Annotated in this window: 20 protein-coding genes; 11 read left to right on the forward strand and 9 right to left on the reverse strand. The window is 59.5% G+C overall.

The window, feature by feature from the left end; translation table 11 throughout:
- Position 1: 1 nt before the first annotated feature.
- The 7 genes from pilB (at position 2) to BM160_RS00695 (ending at position 5900) form a co-directional block, all read left to right on the forward strand.
- A complete protein-coding gene (pilB, locus tag BM160_RS00665) occupies positions 2-1732 on the forward strand; it encodes a type IV-A pilus assembly ATPase PilB (RefSeq protein WP_091998782.1) in 1731 nt (576 codons plus the stop codon).
- 84 nt (positions 1733-1816) lie between these two features.
- Entirely contained in the window at positions 1817-3034 is a 1218-nt protein-coding gene (locus BM160_RS00670) for a type II secretion system F family protein (protein WP_091998785.1), read from the forward strand.
- Between the two features lie 8 nt (positions 3035-3042).
- Positions 3043-3888: a prepilin peptidase gene (locus tag BM160_RS00675; RefSeq protein ID WP_091999395.1), complete on the forward strand. Its 846-nt coding sequence runs from the start codon at positions 3043-3045 to the stop codon at positions 3886-3888.
- A gap of 20 nt (positions 3889-3908) precedes the next feature.
- The gene (gene coaE / locus BM160_RS00680) at positions 3909-4514 is read left to right on the forward strand and encodes a dephospho-CoA kinase (protein WP_091998790.1); all 606 of its coding nucleotides are present in this window, start codon (positions 3909-3911) and stop codon (positions 4512-4514) included.
- A 43-nt stretch (positions 4515-4557) separates the two neighbouring features.
- Positions 4558-5313: a cell division protein ZapD gene (gene zapD / locus BM160_RS00685; RefSeq protein WP_091998795.1), complete on the forward strand. Its 756-nt coding sequence runs from the start codon at positions 4558-4560 to the stop codon at positions 5311-5313.
- A 36-nt stretch (positions 5314-5349) separates the two neighbouring features.
- On the forward strand, positions 5350-5565 hold the full coding sequence (locus BM160_RS00690; protein ID WP_091998800.1) for a DNA gyrase inhibitor YacG: 216 nt from the start codon (positions 5350-5352) through the stop codon (positions 5563-5565).
- Between the two features lie 59 nt (positions 5566-5624).
- Positions 5625-5900, forward strand: a complete 276-nt coding sequence (locus BM160_RS00695) for a hypothetical protein (RefSeq protein ID WP_143093153.1) — start codon at positions 5625-5627, stop codon at positions 5898-5900.
- Between the two features lie 47 nt (positions 5901-5947).
- Here the strand turns inward: BM160_RS00695 and grxD are convergent, their stop codons facing one another.
- From grxD to hemA, 4 genes are all read right to left on the reverse strand, one after another.
- Complete coding sequence (gene grxD / locus BM160_RS00700) at positions 5948-6268, reverse strand: Grx4 family monothiol glutaredoxin (RefSeq protein ID WP_091998806.1); 321 nt, start codon at positions 6266-6268, stop codon at positions 5948-5950.
- A gap of 103 nt (positions 6269-6371) precedes the next feature.
- Positions 6372-7250, reverse strand: coding sequence for a peptide chain release factor N(5)-glutamine methyltransferase (prmC, locus tag BM160_RS00705; RefSeq protein ID WP_091998808.1), 879 nt, complete (start codon positions 7248-7250; stop codon positions 6372-6374).
- Positions 7251-7347: 97 nt separating this feature from the next.
- On the reverse strand, positions 7348-8469 hold the full coding sequence (gene prfA / locus BM160_RS00710; RefSeq protein WP_091998812.1) for a peptide chain release factor 1: 1122 nt from the start codon (positions 8467-8469) through the stop codon (positions 7348-7350).
- 74 nt (positions 8470-8543) lie between these two features.
- A complete protein-coding gene (hemA, locus tag BM160_RS00715) occupies positions 8544-9830 on the reverse strand; it encodes a glutamyl-tRNA reductase (RefSeq protein ID WP_091998815.1) in 1287 nt (428 codons plus the stop codon).
- Between the two features lie 235 nt (positions 9831-10065).
- Between hemA and BM160_RS23065 the strand changes: the two genes are divergently transcribed.
- Complete coding sequence (locus BM160_RS23065; protein WP_369821731.1) at positions 10066-10236, forward strand: hypothetical protein; 171 nt, start codon at positions 10066-10068, stop codon at positions 10234-10236.
- Positions 10237-10239: 3 nt separating this feature from the next.
- On the opposite strand, the gene ugpQ is transcribed toward BM160_RS23065, so the two are convergent.
- From ugpQ to ugpB, 5 genes are all read right to left on the reverse strand, one after another.
- Positions 10240-11004 carry a glycerophosphodiester phosphodiesterase gene (gene ugpQ / locus BM160_RS00725; RefSeq protein ID WP_091998819.1) on the reverse strand — a complete coding sequence of 255 codons (765 nt, stop codon included), beginning with the start codon at positions 11002-11004 and terminating at the stop codon, positions 10240-10242.
- A gap of 9 nt (positions 11005-11013) precedes the next feature.
- Positions 11014-12033 (reverse strand): sn-glycerol-3-phosphate import ATP-binding protein UgpC, encoded by a 1020-nt coding sequence (locus tag BM160_RS00730; protein ID WP_091998822.1) that lies wholly within the window; start codon positions 12031-12033, stop codon positions 11014-11016.
- A 75-nt stretch (positions 12034-12108) separates the two neighbouring features.
- Positions 12109-12960: a sn-glycerol-3-phosphate ABC transporter permease UgpE gene (gene ugpE, locus BM160_RS00735; protein WP_091998826.1), complete on the reverse strand. Its 852-nt coding sequence runs from the start codon at positions 12958-12960 to the stop codon at positions 12109-12111.
- A 27-nt stretch (positions 12961-12987) separates the two neighbouring features.
- Entirely contained in the window at positions 12988-13872 is an 885-nt protein-coding gene (ugpA, locus tag BM160_RS00740) for a sn-glycerol-3-phosphate ABC transporter permease UgpA (protein ID WP_091998829.1), read from the reverse strand.
- 137 nt (positions 13873-14009) lie between these two features.
- Positions 14010-15323, reverse strand: a complete 1314-nt coding sequence (ugpB, locus tag BM160_RS00745) for a sn-glycerol-3-phosphate ABC transporter substrate-binding protein UgpB (RefSeq protein WP_091998832.1) — start codon at positions 15321-15323, stop codon at positions 14010-14012.
- A 212-nt stretch (positions 15324-15535) separates the two neighbouring features.
- On the opposite strand from ugpB, the gene BM160_RS00750 reads away from it, so the two are divergent.
- The 3 genes from BM160_RS00750 to BM160_RS00760 are packed head-to-tail and all read left to right on the forward strand — an operon-like array spanning position 15536 to position 20359.
- Positions 15536-19480 carry a DUF3683 domain-containing protein gene (locus tag BM160_RS00750; protein WP_091998836.1) on the forward strand — a complete coding sequence of 1315 codons (3945 nt, stop codon included), beginning with the start codon at positions 15536-15538 and terminating at the stop codon, positions 19478-19480.
- A 2-nt stretch (positions 19481-19482) separates the two neighbouring features.
- Positions 19483-19911 (forward strand): HIT family protein, encoded by a 429-nt coding sequence (locus tag BM160_RS00755; RefSeq protein WP_091998838.1) that lies wholly within the window; start codon positions 19483-19485, stop codon positions 19909-19911.
- Between the two features lie 34 nt (positions 19912-19945).
- A complete protein-coding gene (locus BM160_RS00760; RefSeq protein WP_091998841.1) occupies positions 19946-20359 on the forward strand; it encodes a gamma-butyrobetaine hydroxylase family protein in 414 nt (137 codons plus the stop codon).
- Positions 20360-20361: the final 2 nt, after the last annotated feature.

Consider the following 20361-nt stretch of genomic DNA (forward strand, 5'->3'; position numbering starts at 1 on the left):
CATGGCCGCTATCGATACTGCTATCAACCCACCGCCGTCCATGGCCTTGCCGGGTTTGGGCCGGGCTTTGGTGGTAGCTGGCAAGTTGGGGCAAAAGGCGGCGGAAGACATTTTCCGTAAGGCACAAACCGGGCGTACCAGTTTTATTGCAGAGCTGACCGGCTCGGGCGCGGTGTCTGCATTCGACCTGGCGCACATCATGTCGACCGCATTTTCCGCGCCCTTGCTGGATCTGGATGCTATCGACGTGCAGCGTTTACCCAAGGGACTGCTCGACGCCAAGATTTGCTTGACCTACCGTATTGTGGTGCTGAGCAAGCGCAACAACCGTCTGATTGTGGCGACGGCTGATCCGTCCGATCAGGATGCGGCTGAGAAAATCAAGTTTTCCACGCAGATGGGTGTGGACTGGGTGATCGCTGAATATGACAAGCTGTCAAAACTGGTCGAGACGTCCAATGCCACGGCGGCCGAAGCCATGGAAAGCATCATCGGTGACGATTTTGAATTTGATGAAAACACCGAAGCGGCCGCAGAAGACAGCGAAGCCAGCGTTTCGGAGGTTGAAGACGCACCGGTAGTCAAGTTTTTGCAGAAAATGTTGCTTGACGCTTTCAATATGCGGGCCTCGGACTTGCACTTTGAGCCTTTTGAGCACACCTACCGCGTTCGTTTCCGGGTTGATGGCGAGTTGCGCGAAATTGCCTCGCCACCGGTGGCCATCAAGGAAAAGCTGGCGGCGCGCATCAAGGTGATATCCAAGCTGGATATTTCCGAAAAACGAGTGCCGCAAGACGGCAAGATGAAACTCAAGATTGGGCCGGATCGGGTTATCGACTTTCGGGTCAGCACCTTGCCCACCATGTACGGCGAAAAAATCGTCATTCGTATTCTGGACCCGAGCAGCGCCAAGCTGGGCATTGATGCGTTGGGCTACGAACCGGCAGAAAAAGAGCGCTTGCTGGCGGCGATCCAGCGGCCCTATGGCATGGTGCTTGTGACCGGGCCTACCGGTTCGGGAAAGACCGTTTCGCTTTACACCTGCCTGAATATTCTGAACCAGCCGGGCGTCAACATTGCCACGGCAGAAGATCCCGCTGAAATCACCTTGCCGGGTGTGAATCAGGTCAGCATGAACGAAAAGGCGGGCATGACGTTTTCTGTCGCGCTCAAGGCCTTTTTGCGACAGGATCCCGACATCATCATGGTCGGTGAGATCCGTGACCTGGAAACCGCCGATATTGCCATCAAGGCCGCGCAAACCGGTCACATGGTGATGTCCACGCTGCACACCAATGATGCGCCTACCACGCTGACCCGCATGCGCAATATGGGCATCGCGCCCTTTAACATTGCCTCCAGTGTGATCTTGATTACCGCACAGCGGCTGGCCCGCCGGCTTTGTCCCAATTGCAAGGCCCCGGCCGATATTCCCCGCGAAACCTTGCTGGAGGCTGGATTCAAGGAAGAGGAGGTAGATGGCTCCTGGACGCCTTATCGTCCGGTGGGTTGCTCTGCCTGTACCAACGGCTACAAAGGGCGCGTTGGTATTTACCAGGTCATGCCGATTTCCGAAGAAATTCAAAGAATCGTGCTACGTGACGGTAGTGCCCTGGAGATCGCCGCTCAGGCCGAAATCGAAGGCGTTAGAAGCTTGCGTCAATCCGGGTTGCATAAAGTTAAACTTGGCATGACTTCGCTGGAAGAGGTTTTGGGCTGCACCAATGTTTAAAGCGACGGACGTGAAAGTCGGAACATCGGCGTGTGACTGTAGCGACTGGGTGGCCTGAGAGCCTCCATACAACGAGAAGACACCATGGCAAGTGCGGTATCCAAAGGCATCAAGGAATTTGTTTTCGAATGGGAAGGCAAAGATAGGGGCGGGAAACAGGTTCGCGGTGAAATTCGAGCCGCAGGCGAAAATCAGGTCAAGGCTTCCTTGCGCAGGCAGGGCGTGTTGCCCACCAAGATCAAAAAACGTCGCATGCGCTCCGGTAGGTCTATCAAGCCCAAGGATATTGCCATCTTTACCCGCCAACTTGCCACCATGATGAAGGCTGGCGTGCCCTTGCTGCAGTCCTTTGACATCGTTGGCCGGGGAAATCCAAATGCCAGCGTCACTAAGCTGCTCAATGACGTGCGTACGGACGTGGAAACGGGGACTTCCCTGAGCGCCGCTTTTCGCAAACATCCGTTGTATTTCAATGCCTTGTATTGCAATCTGGTCGAGGCCGGTGAGGCCGCTGGTATTTTGGAAGCCCTGCTGGACCGCTTGGCGGTTTACATGGAAAAGACCGAGGCCATCAAGTCGAAAATAAAATCGGCCCTGATGTATCCGATTTCTGTGGTGGTGGTAGCTTTTGTGGTGGTTGCGGTGATCATGATCTTCGTGATCCCGGCGTTTAAAAGTGTCTTCTCCTCGTTTGGTGCGGACTTGCCGGCGCCCACGTTGTTTGTTATTGCGATCAGTGAGTTTTTCGTGGCTTACTGGTGGCTGATTTTTGGCGGCATAGGCGGGGGCTTGTATTTTTTCATGCAGGCTTGGAAGCGCAATGAAAAGATGCAGAAGTTCATGGACCGGCTCTTGCTAAAGGTACCGGTGTTTGGCCCCTTGATTGAAAAGTCCTGCATTGCGCGCTGGACCCGCACCCTGTCCACCATGTTTGCCGCTGGCGTACCGCTGGTGGAAGCCCTGGACTCCGTGGGAGGCGCTTCGGGAAACTCGCTGTATGCCGATGCCACAGAGAAAATCCAGCAAGAAGTCTCTACCGGTACCAGCTTGACGGCTGCTATGGGCAACGCCAATTTGTTTCCCACCATGGTGCTGCAGATGTGCGCCATCGGCGAAGAGTCGGGCTCGGTCGATCACATGCTGGGCAAGGCAGCCGACTTTTACGAGGCCGAAGTCGATGAAATGGTGGCTGGCCTATCCAGCCTTATGGAGCCGATCATCATCGTGTTTCTGGGGACGTTGATTGGTGGTATTGTGGTCTCCATGTATTTACCCATCTTCAAATTAGGCCAGGTGGTTTGATGGTGTTGATGGATTTGCCACTAGAACTCAATGCCGTCCTGGCGGGCCTGTTTGGTTTGTTGATTGGTAGCTTTCTCAACGTCGTCATCTATCGGCTGCCGAAGATGATGGAGCGGCAGTGGGCCGAGGAGTGTGCAGAGCTGGCAGAAAAACCACTGGCGTTGACAGAAAAATTCAATTTGCTGACGCCGCGTTCTCGTTGTTCCAGCTGCGGCCATGTCCTGCGTTGGTACGAAAACATTCCTGTCCTCAGCTACATGTTTCTGCGCGGCAAGTGCTCAGTGTGCGGCACCGCATATGGTTTGCGCTACCCGATCGTGGAGTTGTTCACTGGAGGCTTGTATTTTTTTTGCGTTTGGCGTTGGGGTTGGTCACCAACCGCGCTGGTCTGGTGCGGGTTTTCTGCGGCGCTGCTAGCGCTGGCCATGATTGACTGGGACACCACTTTGTTGCCGGACGACATCACCTTGCCACTGCTGTGGGCCGGCCTGGTGGCCGCGGCCTTGCAGTGGAATCCCGTGGTCACCTTGTCGTCCGCTCTGTGGGGCGCGGTGGCCGGCTATCTGTCCCTGTGGACGGTGTACTGGCTGTTCAAGCTTGTGACCGGTAAGGAGGGTATGGGCTATGGTGACTTCAAGCTGTTTGCCGCGTTGGGTGCCTGGTTCGGCTGGTCCGCGTTGGTGCCCATGATTCTGATGGCCTCGGTGATCGGAGCCATTGTCGGTATTGCGATGAAGTTTTCCACAGGCCTGCGTGAAGGTGGCTATGTGCCCTTTGGTCCTTTTCTGGCTGGCGCTGGATTTACCGCGCTGCTGTTCGGGCCTCAGTCGATTCTGCAGTTCGTCGGTTTGTGAACACATGTAAGACGGTAGCGATGACAGCCCTGCGCATTGGCTTGACCGGCGGCATAGGTAGTGGCAAAAGCACGGTGGCCCGTATGTTGATTGCCTGCGGCGCCAGCTTGGTGGATGCTGATGCGATTGCGCGTCAAATCACGATGTCAGGCGGTGCGGCAGTCAACGAGTTGGCCCGACAGTTTGGGGCAGAGATACTTACGGTTGATGGGGCCATGGACCGAGAGCGCATGCGGCAACTGGCCTTTGATGATCCGAACGTCAAGCGGCAGCTGGAAGCCATTGTTCACCCTTTGGTGGCCCAGGAAGTCAGCCGGCAGGCCCGTGAGGCGGTGCAAGCCGGCAGCGCCTGCATCGTCTTTGATATTCCCCTGCTGGTGGAGTCCGGGCGCTGGCGATCGCAGCTGGACCAGGTGTTGGTGGTGGACTGCTGCGAAGCCACTCAGATGGCCCGCGTCATGGCGCGTAACGGCTGGACCCAAGAGGTGGTTGAAAAAATCATTGCCGGACAGGCCAGTCGGGCGCAAAGACTGGCGGCGGCCGATATTTGCCTCTATAACGACAGCATTTCACTGGAAGCATTAGGCTTGCTGGTCAGGCAATTGGCTGGCCGCTTCGGGCTATGATGGGTCAACCAATAGGTTTCATAAAGTTGATGAAAATACCGCTGTGATTCTTTACGAGTATCCCTTCAACGAACGCATACGCACCTACTTGCGGCTGGAGCACTTGTTGCGCCGCTTGGGTGAGCTCGTAAAGCGGGAAAGTCCAACGGACCATCACTACGCCTTGACGACCATTTTCGAGGTCATGGATGTGGGATCGCGGGCGGATTTGAAGACCGACGTGCTCAAAGACCTCGAAAAACAAAAGCATGTACTCAATGGCTATCGCGGAAATCCGGCTATTTCCGAAGCGGTGCTTGATGAGGTCACGGCTCAGCTCGAAGAGTGCTTCGCCGCCGTCAACCATTTGCCAGGCAAGGTCGGGCAGTCATTGACCGAGAACGACTGGCTCATGAGTATTCGCAGTCGCGTCGGCATTCCTGGCGGGACTTGCGAGTTTGACTTGCCGGCCTACTATGCCTGGCAGCATTTGAGTGTCGCGCAGCGGCAGCAGGATTTGCACCGCTGGATGGCGCCCTTATTACCACTGGCCGAATCCATACGCGTATTGCTCAGGCTGCTGCGTGATTCCGGCGCACCGCAAAAAGTCGCGGCGCCGGCGGGGCAATACCAGCAGACGCTGCCTCAGGGGCGCAGCTTTCAGTTACTGCGGCTGCGTATTGACCCGGCGCTGGGCCTGATTCCTGAAATCAGTGGCAACCGCCTGATGGTTTCGGTGCGTCTGATGCGCCAGGAAAGCGATGGACGGCTGCACGCCAGCAATGACGATTCGATTTTCGAATTGACGCTGAGCTCCTGATAGCATCGGCAGTCTTTTTCACAGTTCTTGAAAACCATGTCTGCCATTTCAAAAGATCCGCTAGCCGTCAAGCATGTGGTGTGCCCCGGTTGCGGTGGTCAAAGCGTCTACGCCCCCAGCAATCCCTTTCGCCCTTTTTGCTGCGAACGTTGCAAAAACATCGATTTTGGTGCGTGGGCCAGCGAAGGTTTCCGCCTGCCGGCGGACGCACCCCCCGATGATGAGGTCTATGGCGATCCCAAATTGCAATGAGGTGTCAGCGCTATCGGTAACGCGGCGTTCTGCTGCATTCAGCAAGAGGGAGATGGGCGATGAAAACAGCTGTGATCAGGTCGGCCTGGGCGTTCATGGTGGCGGGCGCCATGTTGATGGGCAGTGCTCAGGCCAAGTCTGCGCCAGACGCGGGCGATAAGCCGGCCAGCGGAAAAGCCAAGAAAAAAGCCGCCAAGTCGGCCACTGCGGCTCAGGGCGGCAAAGTCAAGTTTCTGCCTGGTTCTGGCGAGACTGCCAAGGAGCGCAGCACGCGCTTGCAGCGCGAATGCAAGGGCCGCGTCAACGCAGGTGCTTGCGAAGGCTATACCCACTGAACCTATCACCCGCCCGCAGCGAGCGGGCTGAACTTATTGCTTATTGATTACGCAGCAGGCGTGCCCAGCATTTGCTGGAGTTCGCCGTTCTGGTACATCTCCATCATGATGTCGGAGCCGCCGACAAACTCACCTTTGACATAGAGCTGAGGAATGGTCGGCCAGTTGCTGTATTCCTTGATGCCGTGACGGATTTCCTCGTCTTCCAGCACGTTCACGGTGGCGGGTTTGGTCACGCCGCAGGCTTTGAGCACCTGAATGGCGCGGCCGGAAAAACCACACATGGGAAACTGGGCCGTGCCTTTCATGAAGAGGACGACGTCGGCGGATTTGACAATCTGGTCAATGCGTTGCTGGGTATCACTCATGATTCAATCCTTTGGGGTGTTGTGAGGTTTGCACGGCCAATGGCGGATGGGGCCGTGCGGGTTTCAATCAATGGAAACTGTGGGTCAGTATTCAATGTTGGGATTATCCCGCCGTTTCCGGCTGATCGCTTGAGGCTGGCCATTGCCCACCACTGCAGCGTGCTATGCCGGCCAGATCCTGTCGGCTCTGGACCTCCAAAAAGCCCTGCCTGGCCAGCAAGTCGTGGACCCGCTCGGCCTGGTCATAGCCGTGTTCCAGCAGCAGCCAGCCGCCGGGCCGCAAGTGCGCAGGCGCCTGTTCGATGATTTGCCGGATGTCATTCAGGCCGTCCTCTCCGGCCGTCAGGGCCGCCAGCGGTTCGTGCGCCAAGGCGGCCAGGTGAGGATCGGCGGCGGCGATATAAGGCGGATTACTGACGATCAGGTGAAAGTGCCCGCTGACTTTGTGCAGCCAGTGGCTTTCAAGAAATGCCACATTCAAGGCCAGTTGCCTGGCGTTTTCACGGGCCACAAGCAGCGCGTCGGCACTGGCATCTACCGCCAGGATATGGGCCTGGCGGCCAGCAGATTGCAGGCTGTGTGCAATCGCCAGGGCAATGGCGCCGCTGCCGGTGCCCAGATCCAGAATTTCTGGCGTGGCGGGTATGCCGGGAGCCTGCAGCAGGTCGAGCGACCATTGCACCAGCGTTTCGGTGTCCGGCCGCGGCACTAGCACGCGGCTGTCCACCTGCAGTTTCAGGCCGAAAAACTCCTTGCTGCCGACGATGTAAGCCAGCGGCTCGCCGCTGGCCCGGCGCAAGCTCAGCGCCCGGAAGGCTTGGGTGATCTCGTCGTTCAACTCGTCGGTATCGTGGGCCAGCAGCCAGGCGCGGGCATCGCCGGGTTTGCCCAGCGCATAGAGCAGCAGCAACTGGCCGTCCAGTCGTTCCAGACCCAGAGTCTGGGCGTTGGCCAGGGCTTGCGTGACAGTTAACTGGTTCATGGCATGGCGCTTGGTTCGCTATAAAAATGAGAGCTATCTTCGACCGTATTGATTGAGCTAGAGGCTGATTTCATAGGAAAACATAGGCTGCGCGCGCTCACCCGCCGTTGCTCGTGGTTTCCAGTTCGGCCAACTGCTCGGCGCCACGCGCCACCTGTAGCGCGGTGATGACGTCGTCCAGATCGCCTTCCATGATGGCCAGCAGCTTGTACAGGGTCAGGTTGATGCGGTGGTCGGTGAGCCGGCCTTGCGGGAAGTTGTAGGTCCGGATGCGGTCGCTGCGGTCGCCGCTGCCAATCAGGCCCTTGCGCATGGCCGCGTCCTTGGCGGCTTGCTCGGAGCGGTCTTTCTCGTGAATCCGGGCGGTCAGTACCTTCAGCGCCTGGGCTTTGTTGCCGTGCTGGCTGCGGCCTTCCTGGCATTCGGCGACGATGCCGGTCGGGATGTGCGTGATGCGCACGGCCGAGTCGGTCTTGTTGATGTGCTGGCCGCCGGCGCCGCTGGCGCGGTAGGTGTCTATGCGCAGGTCGGCCGGGTTGATCTGGATGGCGACCGCTTCGTCGGGCTCGGGCAGCACGGCCACGGTGCAGGCGCTGGTGTGGATGCGGCCCTGGGTTTCGGTGGCCGGCACGCGCTGCACCCGGTGGCCGCCAGATTCGAAGCGCAGCTTGCCGTAAACGCCCACGCCCATCAGGTCGGTAGCGCCGTCTATGCGCAGCACCACTTCCTTGTAGCCGCCCAGCTCGCTGGTCGACTCGCTGATGATCTCGGTCTGCCAGCGCATGCGCTCGGCATAGCGGGTGTACATGCGGAACAGGTCACCGGCAAACAGCGCCGATTCGTCGCCGCCGGCGCCAGCGCGGATTTCGATGAAGGCGGCGCGCTTGTCGTCCGGGTCCTTGGGAATCAGCATCAGCTGCAAGGCCTCGTCCAAGCTAGCGATGTCGGCCTTGGCGGCGTCTATCTCTTCCTCGGCCATGGCGGCCATGTCGGGGTCGGCCTTGGCCTCTGCCAGCATGCTTTCGGCGCTGATCAAATCGGCTTCGCGGCGGGTCAGTCGGGTGTATTGCTCGGCCAGCACGCTGGCCTCGGCATGTTCCCGGGTCATGGCGCGAAAGCGGTCCAGGTCGCTCACCACATCGCTGGCCGACAGCAGCGCGTCCAGCTCATGCAGGCGCAGCAACTGACGGTCCAGGGTTTGACGAAGAAAGGGTTTCATGGCGCAAAAGGAAAAATTCGTGAGAACCAGTGGGTAAAGCCGCTGGCAGGCGGGCGTATCGGCAGGCGCCGTCGCTAACGCTCTTGCTGTTCTTTGGCCTTGGGTGGCCGGCCGCGCAGAAACAGCCGCGACACCGCGTGCGCCGTGGCTTCGCGGCTGCTGGCATCTCCGGCATGCAGTTCGGCCAGTGTGCCGTGCAGCATTTTTTGCGTCAGGCCGCGCGTCAGCGCTTCCAGCACGGTGTCGACGGACTCGCCCCGAGCCAGCAGTTTTTTGGCGCGCGTGATCTCGGCGGCGCGCCATTCGTCGGTTTGCGCATTGAGCTGCTGGATCAGGGGCACGCTTTGCCGTTGGTCCAGCCAGTGCATGAAGTTTTGCACGCCGGCGTCGATGATGACCTCGGCCTGAGCCACGGCCGCCTGCCGGTTGTCCTTGCCGGTCTGCACCACATGCGCCAGGTCGTCCACGGTGTAGAGATAGATGTCGGGTAGGGCCTTGACTTCGGGCTCGATGTCGCGCGGTACCGCCAGGTCGACCATGAACATGGGCCGGTGTTTGCGCAGCTTGACGGCGCGCTCGACCGCGCCTAGGCCGATGATGGGCAGGGTGCTGGCGGTGCAGCTGATGACGGCATCGAATTCGTGCAGGCGGCTGGGCAGATCGGCCAGTCGCATCACTTCCGCGCCAAAGCGACCGGCCAGCTTTTCGCCGCGCTCCAGCGTGCGGTTGGCAATCGCCATGGCTTTGGGGTTTTTGGCGGCAAAGTGGGTGGCCGCCAGATCTATCATTTCACCGGCACCGACAAACAGCACCTTGATGTCGCTCAAGTCCTCAAACAGTTGGCCGGCCAGCCGCACGGCAGCGGCCGCCATGCTGATGCTGTGCGCGCCTATCTCGGTGCTGCTGCGCACTTCCTTGGCGACGGCAAAGGAGCGCTGGAACAACTGGTGCAAGGTGCTGCCCATGGCGCCGGCGTCTTCGGCGGCGCGCACCGCGTCTTTCATCTGGCCCAGAATCTGCGGCTCGCCCAGCACCATGGAGTCCAGCCCGCTGGCGACGCGAAAGGCGTGGCGGGCGGCCTGGTCGCCACGCAGGGTGTAGGCGTGCGAGCGCAGCAGGGCCGGCGAAACGCCGCCGCTATGGGCCAGCCACTGCAGCGTGTGCTCCAGGTCGTTGTGATCGCCGGCGCAGTAAATCTCGGTGCGGTTGCAAGTTGACAGCAGCGTGGCCTCGGGCTGGCGTGCCAGCGAGGCGCGCAAGCCGCGCAAAGTGGGCTCGACCTGGTCTACCGCATAGGCGAAGCGGCCGCGCAAATCGAGCGGTGCGGTGTGATGGTTTAGCCCAAGGGCCCAGACTGACATGGTCAGATTATAAAATTGAAGTGTGCAAGCAGTCCTTGGCCTGGATCAATCACCCTTGATTGATTTTTTACGGGTGATTTCCAAGGAACTTACCCGCCGACTTTGGATGGCTGCCATGACCGCTTATTTGCTGACCCTACATCTGCTCAACTTTATGACGCCGGCCGCTGTGGTGGCTTTGCTGTTGGTGCTTTTGTCACGGCTTTTTTTTGGAATTTTTGGATCAAAAAGGCCTATGGCTCAATCGTGGTGGGCGCAAGCAGCTATTGTTTTTATAGTTAACCTGCTGCTGTTGACGGCCGGGCTGCTGTTCTTCGGCCATGACGGGAAGATGCAGACCTACGCCGCCCTGGTGCTGGGCGCGGCGCTGTGTCAGTGGGGCCTGCTGCGCGGCTGGCGGGCCTGAAGCTCAGGCCTGCAGTTCGGGTTTGAAGATGTCGACCCGGTCGGTGATGATGGCATCGGTTCCCAGTTCGAGCAGTCGCTGCACCTCGGCAGGCTCGTTGACGGTGTAGCTGAGCGTTCTGAAACCGGCTTTTTTCGCCTGCGCTACGGTGTCGGCATTCCACAGCGTGTGCTTGCAGACCAGGGCCACGCATGCCAGTTCCTGGGCCGTGGCCAGGCAGTGGTCGGTCCAGGCATCGAGCAGCAGACCGCGTGGCAGTTGCGGCTGGGCGGCGCGGGCGGCCGCCAGCGCCAGCGGCTGGAAAGACGTCAAAAAGGGCGGTACCGCGGCGTTTTGCCAGAGCCTGGCGGCTTCATTGGCGGCCACGGTGCCGGTGCGGCTTTCCAGTCCTGGCGTGGGTTTGATCTCTATGTTCAGGAAATAACCCTGCTCCAGGCAGTAGCGAGCCAGGCTCTCGAAGCTGGGCAGGGGCTCGCCCGCAAAGGAGGGCGAATGCCAGCTGCCGGCATCGAGCCTGGACAAGGCTTGCCAAGGCTGCTCGCCGGCCACACCCTGGCCATTGCTGGTGCGCTCCAGCGTGGCGTCGTGCAGCAGAAACGGCACTTCATCGGCGCTCAGTTTCACATCGCATTCGAACATGCGATAGCCGTGGCTGGCACCCAGCCGGAAGGCCGCCAGCGTGTTTTCGGGCGCCAGCTTGCCGGCGCCACGGTGGGCGACCCAACGGGGGTAGGGCCAGTTGGCAGCGGTGACGGATGAAGTGCTCATGGGCTGATCCTAGAGGCGCTTGCCGCTGTCCGCGTCAAACCAGTGCAGGCGGTCGGTGCGTGGCGTGACATACAGGGTGGCGCCAATGGCCGGCGCGGACGACAGGCTTTCGTCGGTGCGTACGATCAGGGATTCTTCCCCCATGCGGCAGTAGACCAGACGTTCGGCGCCCAGCATTTCAATGGTCTCGACCTGCACCGCCCAGCCGCTATCGCCGACCAGCAGGTGTTCGGGGCGTATGCCCATGATGGCGCCTGGCTTGCCGCCGAAATCGGCGTTGGGGCCGTGCTTGAGCAAATTCATGGGCGGCGAGCCCATGAAGCTGGCGACAAAAGTGGTGGCGGGTCGGTTGTAGACCTCTTCCGGCGTGCCGAACTGCTCCATGTGGCCGCCGTTCATCACCATCATGCGCTGTGCCAGGGTCATGGCCTCGACCTGGTCGTGCGTGACGAAGAGCGAGGTGATGCCCAGCTCGCGGTGCAGCTTCTGGATTTCCAGGCGGGTTTGCACGCGCAGCTTGGCGTCCAGGTTGGACAGCGGCTCGTCAAACAGGAAGACCTGGGGCTGACGCACGATGGCGCGGCCCATGGCGACGCGCTGACGCTGGCCGCCTGAAAGGGCGCGCGGCTTGCGGTCGAGCAAGTGGCCGAGTTCGAGGATTTTTGCGGCCTTGTCGACGCGGGACTTGATTTCTGTCACGGGGACTTTGGCGATCTTCAGGCCATAAGCCATATTGTCGAACACGCTCATATGCGGATAGAGCGCGTAGTTTTGGAACACCATGGCAATGTCGCGTTTCGCCGGCTCCAGGTCGTTGACGACTTTTCCACCAATGGAAATGTCGCCTTCGCTGATTTCTTCGAGGCCGGCCACCATGCGTAGCAGGGTGGACTTGCCGCAGCCCGAGGGGCCGACGATGACGATGAACTCGCCGTCGCTGATGTCGGCATTGACGCCGTGCAGTACCTGCACCGCGGTCTTGCCTGCGCCATAGCGCTTGATAACGTTTTTGAGGGTAATCGATGCCATATTATTTATTTCACAGATGTGTTGCTGCGCCGCTAGGCGGTCGCCGGCAATGCGGCGACCGATCTCGGGAGGGGCTTATTTTTCGGTATCTACCAGGCCTTTGACAAACCATCGTTGCATCAGCACGACCACGGCCGTGGGGGGCAGCATGGCCAGGATCACGGTGGCCATCACGATGTTCCATTCGTTGCCGCCTTCGCCACCGGCAATCATGCGTTTGATGCCGATGACCACCGGGTACATGTCTTCGCTGGTGGTCGCGAGCAGCGGCCAGAGGTATTGGTTCCAGCCGTAAATGAACTGAATCACGAACAGCGCGGCAATCGATGTTTTTGACAGCGGCAGCAAGATGTCCTTGAAAAAGCGCATCGGGCCGGCGCCGTCCATGCGCGCCGCTTCAACCAGCTCTTCGGGCACGGTCAGGAAGAATTGGCGAAACAAAAAGGTGGCGGTTGCCGAGGCAATCAAGGGCACCGTCAGGCCGGCGTAGGTGTTGAGCAGTCCCAGGTCCGAGACCACCTGGTAGGTCGGGCCTATGCGCACCTCTACCGGCAGCATCAAGGTGACAAAGATGGCCCAGAAGAAAAACCCTTTGAAGGGAAAGCGGAAGTACACGATGGCAAAGGCCGACAGCAGGGAAATGGCGATTTTTCCTATGCTGATGACCAGCGCCGTGATCAAGCTCACCAGCATCATCCTGCCCACAGGGGCATTTGAGCCGGCACCGTTGCCACTGCCGGTGAGTGCAGCGCTATAGGTTGCCCAGAAGTTGCTGCCTGGCAGCAAAGGCATGGGCGCTTGCACAATGTCTTGCGCTGTGTGCGTAGACGCTATAAAAGCCAGATAGACCGGAAAGGCGACGATCAGGATGCCCAGAATCATCACGATGTGGGCCAGGATACCCAATGTGGGGCGGCGTTCAACCATGCTTCACCCCCTGCTTGCTTCGGTTCATCAGTATTGGACTTTCTTTTCTATGTAACGGAATTGCACGATGGTCAGGGCCACCACGATGATCATCAGCACCACTGACTGTGCGGCCGAGCCACCCAGGTCCAGCGCCTTGAAACCGTCGTAATAAACCTTGTAAACCAGAATGGCGGTATCCCGACCTGGCCCACCGTGGGTGGTCGCGTCAATGATCGCAAAGGTATCAAAAAAGGCATACACCATGTTGATGACCAGCAGGAAGAAGGTGGTGGGCGACAGCAGCGGAAACTGAATCGACCAGAAACGGCGCCAGGGTCCGGCGCCGTCAATCGCCGCCGCCTCTATCAGGGACTTGGGAATCGATTGCAGACCCGCCAGAAAGAATAGGAAATTGTAGGAAATCTGTTTCCAGACGGCGGCCGTGACGATCAGAGCCATGGCGTGGTTGGCGTTCAGCAGGTAGTTCCAGTCAAAGCCGAAGAAGTGGCTCAGGCCGTAAGCCACCACGCCTATCGACGGCGAGAACATGAAGATCCAGAGCACACCGGCCACGGCCGGGGCCACGGCGTAGGGGATGATCAGCAGCGTCTTGTAAAACAGCGCGCCCTTGGCGATGCGATCGGCAAAAACGGCCAGTAAAAGCGACAGGCTGATGCCGGAAACGGCCACCAACAGGGAAAAGAAACCAGTGGTCTTGAAGGACTCTAGATAGGCCTCGTCAGCAAACAGGGATTTGAAATTTTCAAACCCGACCCACTCGCGCGACAGGCCAAAAGCATCCTGTATCTGAAATGATTGCAGAACGGCCTGGCCGGCAGGCCAGAAAAAGAAGACCGAAATGATCAGAACCTGCGGCGCCAGCAACAGCCATGGCAGCCAGGTGGAGCGGAAAAGTACGCGTTTTTCCATAATATAAAACTCAATAAAAACAACCTGCTCTGCATACGTCTGCGGAACAGGTTGTCGGATTTTTAGCGCCAGTGGGTCAGGCTGGTCGGCCTGACTTGGGCGGGAAAGCTATTTTCGGATGACCTCAGGGGCTGGCCTCAGGACTTGTTGGCTTTCTGGAACTTCTCGAGTTGCTCGTTGCCGCGTTTGACCGCCGTATCCAGCGCTTCTTTCGCGGTTTTCTTGCCGGCCCAGATCTGTTCGGTTTCCTCGTCGAGGATGGTCCGGATCTGGACGAAGTTGCCCAGACGGATGCCGCGCGACTTGTCGGTGGTCTTGCGGATCATCTGCGTGACGGCCACATCGGTGCCAGGGAACTGCTTGTAAAAGCCCGATTTCTCGGTCAGCTCGTAGGCTGCCATCGTGATCGGCAGATAACCGGTGCTCTTATGGCTGGCAGACTGGATTTCGGGGCCGGACAGGAATTTGAAGAACTCTGCCACGCCCTTGTATTCGGCCGGCTTCTTGCCCGCCATGACCCACAGGCTGGCGCCACCGATGGCCGTATTTTGCGGCGCGCCGGCTACGTCAGGGTAGTAGGGCAGGGGTGCCAGGCCGTAGGCAAATTTGGCCTGCTTGCTGATGTCTGAGTAAGAGCCGGAAGAACCTGTGAACATGGCGCATTCGCCGGAAACGAAGGACGGCACGGCCACGCTGGCTCGGCCCTTGTAAACGAACAGGCCTTGCTTGGACATATTGGCCAGGTTCTCAAAATGGCGCAAATGCAGCGGCGAGTTGAATGCCAGGCGCGCGTTGGCGCCGCCAAAGCCGTTGTTTTGCGTGGCAAACAGAACGTTGTGCCAGGTCGAGAAGCTCTCCAGGTGAACCCAGCTCATCCAGCTGGTGGTGTAAGGGCACTTGTGGCCGGAGGCTTTCAGCTTGGCCGCGGCGGCCGTGACTTCTGGCCAGGTTGACGGTGCCTTGTTGGGGTCCAGTCCGGCGGCCTTGAAGGCGTCCTTGTTGTAGTAAAAAATGGTCGTGGAGCTGTTGAACGGGAAGGACAGCATCTGGCCGTTGGAGGCGGTGTAATAACCCGCCACGGCAGGCACATAGGCCTTGGGGTCGAAGGTGACGCCGCTTTCCTTCATGACTTCGCCGACGGGCTTGATGGCGCCCTTGGCCGCCATCATGCTGGCCGTACCGACCTCAAAGACCTGCAGAATGTGCGGCGCATTGCCAGCCCGGAATGCCGCGATGGCCGTGGTCATGGACTCGTCGTAATTGCCCTTGAAGGTAGGAACAATCTTGTAGTCTTTCTGGCTGTCATTGAACTGTTTGGCCTGGCCATTGACCCATTCGTTCAATGATCCCGTCATTGAATGCCACCACTGGATTTCGGTCTGGGCCTGGCTGGCCAGGGGCACGCATAGAACGCCAGCGGCGAGAGCTAGCGTGGATAGATGTTTTTTCATTCCTATGATCTCCTGATGGGGTGTGCGATACCCGCGTTGGCAAAGCATGCAGTCTAAATACAATTTGTGACGGATCATTGAAACAGCTTGATGTTTTTTGAACAAGCGGGGTTTCCATGAGGGCAATGCCGCGCTGCCTTGCGCAATTGTTGCGCTGCGATAATATCGGACAACAGCGCTGGGCATGGGTCCGAAGCCGCCTAATTTTCACGATGAACGCCCCTACTACCCTTCAAGAATTGAACGCTTTTGCCGCTGACGCAAAGCACGACGAAGCACGCATTCGCGAGATTCCCTACAACTACACCTCGTTTTCCGATCGGGAAGTGGTGATTCGCCTGCTGGGCGCACGGGCCTGGGACTTGCTGAACCGGCTGCGCGACGAGCGCCGTACCGGCCGGTCCGCCCGCATGTTGTACGAGGTCTTGGGCGACATCTGGGTGGTGCAGCGCAATCCCTATCTGCAAGACGATCTGCTGGAAAATCCCAAGCGCCGCAAGCTGCTGGTGGAGGCCTTGCAGCATCGCCTGTCTGAGGTTGGGAAGCGCCGCACCCCCGAGGTCGATAGTCACCGTGATGTCATCGTGGGGGAGTTGCTGGAAGCGGCCCGGGGCGCCGTCAGCCGCTTTTCAGCGTCGTTTGAGGAAATTGCCGCGCTGCGCCGGCAAACCGAGCGCAAGCTGCGCAAGCTGACGCTCAAGGACAACATCAAGTTTGACGGACTGTCGCGCGTCTCGCATGTCACCGATGCTACCGACTGGCGCGTCGAATACCCTTTTGTGGTGCTGACACCCGATACCGAAACCGAAATGGCTGGCCTGGTCAAGGCCTGTATCGAGTTGGGCCTGACGATTGTTCCGCGCGGCGGCGGTACCGGCTATACCGGTGGCGCGATTCCCCTGACCTGGAAGTCGGCCGTCATCAACACCGAAAAGCTCGAAGCCATGACCGAGGTGGAAATGGTCTCGCTGCCCGGCCTGGATCAGCCCGTGGCCACGGTGTGGACCGAAGCCGGTGTGGTGACTCAGCGCGTGGCCGATGCGGCCGAGCGCGGTGGTTTTGTCTTTGCCGTCGATCCGACCTCCGCCGAGGCTTCCTGCATAGGCGGCAATATCGCCATGAATGCGGGCGGCAAAAAAGCCGTGCTGTGGGGTACGGCGCTGGACAATCTGGCGTCCTGGCGCATGGTGACCCCGGATGCGCAGTGGCTGGAAGTCACGCGCATCAATCACAACCTGGGCAAGATTCACGACGCTGAAATGGCCAGCTTTGAGCTGAACTATTTTGAAGCCGATGGCAAGACGCCGGTGCGCACCGAACGGCTGGACATTCCCGGCCCGTCCTTTCGCAAGGAAGGCCTGGGCAAGGACGTCACCGACAAGTTTCTGAGCGGCCTGCCTGGCATTCAAAAGGAAGGCTGCGACGGCCTGATCACCAGCGCGCGCTGGATTGTGCACCGCATGCCGGCGCACACCCGCACCGTCTGCCTGGAGTTTTTCGGCAACGCCAAGGACGCGGTCCCCAGCATCGTCGAGATCAAGGACTTCATGTTTGCCGAGCAAAAGCGCGGCGGCGCCATCCTCGCGGGCCTGGAACACCTGGATGACCGTTATTTGAAGGCGGTCGGCTATGCGACCAAGTCCAAGACCCACGGCGGCCTGCCGAAAATGGTCTTGTTTGGCGACATTGCCGGCGACGATGCCGACGTGGTGGCGCGCGCGACCTCGGAAGTCGTGCGTATCGCCAATTCGCGCCAGGGTGAGGGTTTTATCGCCATCAGCCCGGACGCGCGCAAGAAATTCTGGCTGGACCGCAAGCGTACGGCGGCGATTTCGCGCCACACCAACGCCTTCAAGATCAACGAAGACGTGGTGATTCCGCTGCCGCGCATGGCCGAGTACACCGACGGCATAGAGCGCATCAACATCGAGCTGAGCCTGGCCAACAAGATCAAGCTGTGCGATGCGCTGGAGGCTTTTTTCCTCAAGGGCAATCTGCCCCTGGGCAAGTCGGACGACGCCAACGATATTCCTTCGGCCGAGCTGCTGGAAGACCGGGTGGCCCAGGCGCTGGCGCTGGTGGCCGAGGTGCGTAGCCTCTGGGCTGGCTGGCTGCAGGGTGTGGAGACCTTGTTTCCGCAACTGCAAGACCATTCGCTGCGCGCCAGCTGGAAAACCCAGCTGCGGGCGCCGCTGCAAGCCCTTTTCACCGGCGGCGCCTTCCTGCCCATCCTGGGCGAATGCAGTGCCATCCACAAGCGTGTGCTCAAGGGCCGCGTCTGGGCCGCCCTGCACATGCATGCCGGTGACGGCAATGTGCACACCAATCTGCCCGTCAACAGCGATGACTACGAGATGCTGCAAACCGCCCACGTGGCGGTGGCACGCATCATGGTGCTGGCGCGCTCGCTGGACGGCGTGATTTCGGGCGAACACGGCATTGGCATCACCAAGCTGGAGTTTTTGACCGATGCCGAGCTTCAGCCCTTTGCCGATTACAAGGTCAGGGTGGACCCGGAAGGGCGCTTCAATAAAGGCAAGCTGCTACGAAATAAGGAGCTGTCTGCGCCCGCCACTATTGGGCTAGAGGCTAAAAATGTTAATAAATCAGGCGCCGCAGACGCATTCTTCGCCGACCTGACCAACGCCTATACGCCCAGCTTTGGCCTGATGGGCCATGAGTCGCTGATCATGCAGCAGTCCGATATAGGCGCGATTGCCGACAGCGTGAAAGACTGCCTGCGCTGCGGCAAGTGCAAGCCGGTGTGCGCCACCCATGTGCCGCGCGCCAACCTGCTGTACAGCCCGCGCAACAAGATTCTGGCGACCTCGCTGCTGGTCGAGGCTTTCCTCTATGAAGAGCAGACCCGGCGCGGCATCAGCGTCAAGCACTGGGAAGAGTTCGAGGATGTGGCCGACCATTGCACGGTGTGCCACAAATGCCTGACGCCTTGCCCGGTCGATATCGACTTTGGCGAGGTGTCCATGAACATGCGCAACCTGCTGCGCAAGATGGGCCAGAAGTCCTTCCGGCCCGGCAATGCTGCCGCCATGTTCTTCCTGAATGCGACCAATCCGCAGACCATCAAGTTCATGCGCAGCGCCATGGTCGATGTCGGCTTCAAGGCCCAGCGCCTGGCCAATGAGCTGCTGGGCAGTTTTGCCCGCAAGCAGACGGCCAAGCCACCGGCCACGGTCGGCAAGGCGCCGGTCAAGGAACAGGTGATTCATTTCATCAACAAGAAGATGCCAGGCGGCCTTCCCAAGAAGAGCGCGCGCGCGCTGCTGGACATCGAAGACAAGGACTACGTCCCCATCATTCGCAATCCGAAGAACACCACGGCCGAAACCGAGGCGGTGTTTTACTTCCCGGGCTGCGGTTCCGAGCGCCTGTTTTCACAGGTTGGCCTGGCGACGCAGGCCATGCTCTGGCATGCCGGCGTGCAGACCGTGCTGCCGCCCGGCTATCTGTGCTGCGGCTATCCGCAAAAAGGCAGCGGCCAGTTCGACAAGGCCGAAAAAATCATCACCGACAACCGCGTGCTGTTCCACAGGGTCGCCAACACGCTGAACTACCTGGACATCAAGACCGTTGTGGTGAGCTGCGGTACCTGCTATGACCAGCTGCAGGGTTACGAGTTCGAGAAGATATTCCCGGGCTGCCGCATCATAGATATCCATGAGTACCTGCTGGAAAAAGGCATCACGCTGCGTACCGACCAACCCGGCCAGGGCTATCTGTACCACGACCCCTGCCACAGCCCGATGAAGCTGCAGGAGCCGATGAAGACTGTCAAGGCGCTGCTCGGCGACAACGTGCTGAAAAACGAGCGCTGCTGCGGCGAGTCGGGCACGCTGGGCGTCACGCGCCCCGATATTTCGACCCAGATCCGCTTTCGCAAGGAAGAAGAGCTGCAAAAAGGTGAGGCCGAACTGCGTGCTTCCGGCGCCCTGGGCGAAAAGGAAAACGTCAAGATTCTGACCAGCTGCCCGAGTTGCCTGCAAGGCCTGTCGCGTTACGGCGACGACATGAAAAACGGCTTGCTCGAAGCCGACTACATCGTGGTCGAAATGGCGAATCAGATTCTGGGCAAGGAATGGTTGCCGACCTATGTAGCAGCCGCCAACCACGGCGGCATAGAGAGGGTGCTGGTTTAAGCATGAATATCCGTGTTTGCCCCCTGTGTGAAGCCGACGGTGGGCTGCTGGTTTTTCGCAACGAAGAATTGCGGATCATCCAGGCCAGCGAAGCCGGTTTTCCCGCCTTTTACCGCGTGGTCTGGAACCGGCATGTGGCCGAGTTTTCCGAGCTCTCACCGGCTGAGCGCGAGGTTTGCATGAATGCCGTAGTGGTGGTCGAGCAGGTGCTGCACGCCGAGTTGCAGCCCACCAAGATCAACCTGGCCGCGCTGGGCAATATGGTGGCGCATCTGCACTGGCATGTGATTGCCCGCTTCGACTGGGATAGCCATTTTCCGGCGCCGGTCTGGGCCGCGCCGCAGCGTCCAGCTGAGGCGGATCGGCTGGCGGCCCTGGCGGCTCGTTGTCTGCAGGTCAACCGGCGGATTGCCCAAACCATGGCGCTTTAAGGCGCCGGATTTTTTTAAAAAGCGAGGCATCTCCATGGCAGGTCTTCAAGCTGGCTCACCCATCCCCACGGCGCTGACGGTTCACAGCCTGTCCCGCATCCTTGAAATCTCCTTCTCCGATGGCGCTGCATTCAAGATCCCGTTTGAGTTGATGCGTGTTTATTCCCCGTCGGCCGAAGTGCAGGGTCATGGCCCGGGGCAGGAGATTTTGCAGACCGGCAAGCGTGAGGTGAATGTGGTCGAGCTCGAACCGATTGGCAATTACGCCGTCAAGCCGGTTTTTTCCGATGGCCACGAGAGCGGAATCTTCTCCTGGGACTATCTGTATCACCTGGGCGCGGAGCAAGATCGCCTGTGGGACGAATACCAGCGCCGCTTGCTCGACGCCGGTGTGGAGCGTGATGCGCCCATGGTGAAGGCGGGCGCTCACGCCTGCGGTTCGCACTGACT

It is taken from the genome of Polaromonas sp. OV174 (assembly GCF_900112285.1).
Classification (GTDB): domain Bacteria; phylum Pseudomonadota; class Gammaproteobacteria; order Burkholderiales; family Burkholderiaceae_C; genus Polaromonas.

Coding starts and splice junctions, on each gene's coding strand:
- pilB (WP_091998782.1), top strand. CDS start 2: ATGGCCGCTATCGATACTGCTATCAACCCACCGCCGTCCATGGCCTTG.
- BM160_RS00670 (WP_091998785.1), top strand. CDS start 1,817: ATGGCAAGTGCGGTATCCAAAGGCATCAAGGAATTTGTTTTCGAATGG.
- BM160_RS00675 (WP_091999395.1), top strand. CDS start 3,043: ATGGATTTGCCACTAGAACTCAATGCCGTCCTGGCGGGCCTGTTTGGT.
- coaE (WP_091998790.1), top strand. CDS start 3,909: ATGACAGCCCTGCGCATTGGCTTGACCGGCGGCATAGGTAGTGGCAAA.
- BM160_RS00690 (WP_091998800.1), top strand. CDS start 5,350: ATGTCTGCCATTTCAAAAGATCCGCTAGCCGTCAAGCATGTGGTGTGC.
- BM160_RS00695 (WP_143093153.1), top strand. CDS start 5,625: ATGAAAACAGCTGTGATCAGGTCGGCCTGGGCGTTCATGGTGGCGGGC.
- grxD (WP_091998806.1), bottom strand. CDS start 6,268: ATGAGTGATACCCAGCAACGCATTGACCAGATTGTCAAATCCGCCGAC.
- prmC (WP_091998808.1), bottom strand. CDS start 7,250: ATGAACCAGTTAACTGTCACGCAAGCCCTGGCCAACGCCCAGACTCTG.
- prfA (WP_091998812.1), bottom strand. CDS start 8,469: ATGAAACCCTTTCTTCGTCAAACCCTGGACCGTCAGTTGCTGCGCCTG.
- hemA (WP_091998815.1), bottom strand. CDS start 9,830: ATGTCAGTCTGGGCCCTTGGGCTAAACCATCACACCGCACCGCTCGAT.
- BM160_RS23065 (WP_369821731.1), top strand. CDS start 10,066: ATGGCTCAATCGTGGTGGGCGCAAGCAGCTATTGTTTTTATAGTTAAC.
- ugpQ (WP_091998819.1), bottom strand. CDS start 11,004: ATGAGCACTTCATCCGTCACCGCTGCCAACTGGCCCTACCCCCGTTGG.
- BM160_RS00730 (WP_091998822.1), bottom strand. CDS start 12,033: ATGGCATCGATTACCCTCAAAAACGTTATCAAGCGCTATGGCGCAGGC.
- ugpE (WP_091998826.1), bottom strand. CDS start 12,960: ATGGTTGAACGCCGCCCCACATTGGGTATCCTGGCCCACATCGTGATG.
- ugpA (WP_091998829.1), bottom strand. CDS start 13,872: ATGGAAAAACGCGTACTTTTCCGCTCCACCTGGCTGCCATGGCTGTTG.
- ugpB (WP_091998832.1), bottom strand. CDS start 15,323: ATGAAAAAACATCTATCCACGCTAGCTCTCGCCGCTGGCGTTCTATGC.
- BM160_RS00750 (WP_091998836.1), top strand. CDS start 15,536: ATGAACGCCCCTACTACCCTTCAAGAATTGAACGCTTTTGCCGCTGAC.
- BM160_RS00755 (WP_091998838.1), top strand. CDS start 19,483: ATGAATATCCGTGTTTGCCCCCTGTGTGAAGCCGACGGTGGGCTGCTG.
- BM160_RS00760 (WP_091998841.1), top strand. CDS start 19,946: ATGGCAGGTCTTCAAGCTGGCTCACCCATCCCCACGGCGCTGACGGTT.